The sequence below is a fragment of the Hymenobacter gelipurpurascens genome (assembly GCF_900187375.1).
Classification (GTDB): Bacteria; Bacteroidota; Bacteroidia; order Cytophagales; family Hymenobacteraceae; genus Hymenobacter; species Hymenobacter gelipurpurascens.
Map to the genome: position 1 here is coordinate 1 of NZ_FYEW01000009.1, position 1,074 is coordinate 1,074.

The window sequence follows — 1,074 nt, forward strand, 5'->3', positions numbered from 1 at the left end:
CGGCGGCGGTTAAGCTTCTGCCACCAGGGGATGCGCCGCAGACCCGCCATAAAGGCTTCTCGAGAAATCTCGGGCTCTCCCTGGCGGCGCAGCTCGGTGCAGCGTACGCTAAAATCCAGCACGTCGAACGTGTGCAGGGGCTGGCTCATGGTCACTGAGGTCGTGTGAATGCGGTAAAGCATCAGGGGCTCGGGCAAGATGATCAGCGAGTAGCCGTGTTCAAGCAACCGGTTGGTTAAGTCATAGTCCTCACAAGGCCAAAACTCCCTGCGCAACCCGCCGATGAGTTGGAACACCCGCTTGTTGATCATCAGGCCAGTGAAAGCAATCAAAGTGAATTCGTTCGTGGCCACCGCCCGCTTACCTTCTTCCACAGTGCGCAGGCCTGGGTAGCGCTGAATGCCCAGGCGCTGCCCCTGCTCGTTGATGTAGTAGCAGTGACAGCTGCTGGCATCCACCTCGGGGTGCTCCAGGTGGTAGGCCAGCTGCCGGGCCAGGCGCTCGGGCAGCATCACGTCGTCCGCATCAAGAAACACGCACCACTCGCCCCGTGCTTGTTCCACCAACCGATTTGTTGAGAGGCATTTACCCGCATTAGGAGAAAAAGATGCTCGTACGCGGGCATCGCGGTAGGCAAACTCACGAATGATGGCGGCGGAGTTGTCGGTCGAGCCGTCATCGTGCAGCAGCAGCTCGAAGTCCTGATACTGCTGTCCCAGGACGCTATCGAGAGTTTCGGCCAGATAACGCTCCTGGTTGTAAACCGGTAGGATAATGGATAGTAAAGATTGCATTGCCCAGCCGGTTTACAGGTTATATGGAAGGTGTTACTCCTTGGGTCAGGACCTTGCGCACCGTAGCTAAGCCAAAATATGGGTTTAGCAACAGGCTGGCCGCAAAGGCTCTCAGTGCTCGTACGTAGCGTTTGGTGTGCAAACAGAACCTGGCTTCCCGGTACAACATTATCGAGTAATGATGGCGGCGGCGGTTAAGCTTCTGCCACCAGGGGATGCGCCGCAGACCCGCCATAAAGGCTTCTCGAGAAATCTCGGGCTCTCCCTGGCGGCGCAGCTC

Annotated in this window: 2 protein-coding genes; both read right to left on the bottom strand. The window is 57.7% G+C overall.

Annotated elements, in window-relative coordinates; genetic code table 11:
- Positions 1 to 794, bottom strand: a 794-nt coding sequence (locus CFT68_RS21385; RefSeq protein ID WP_088845730.1) for a glycosyltransferase family 2 protein, incomplete at its 3' end; no start/stop codon positions are given.
- A gap of 19 nt (positions 795 to 813) precedes the next feature.
- Positions 814 to 1,074, bottom strand: a 261-nt coding sequence (locus CFT68_RS22000) for a hypothetical protein (RefSeq protein ID WP_212590460.1), incomplete at its 5' end; no start/stop codon positions are given.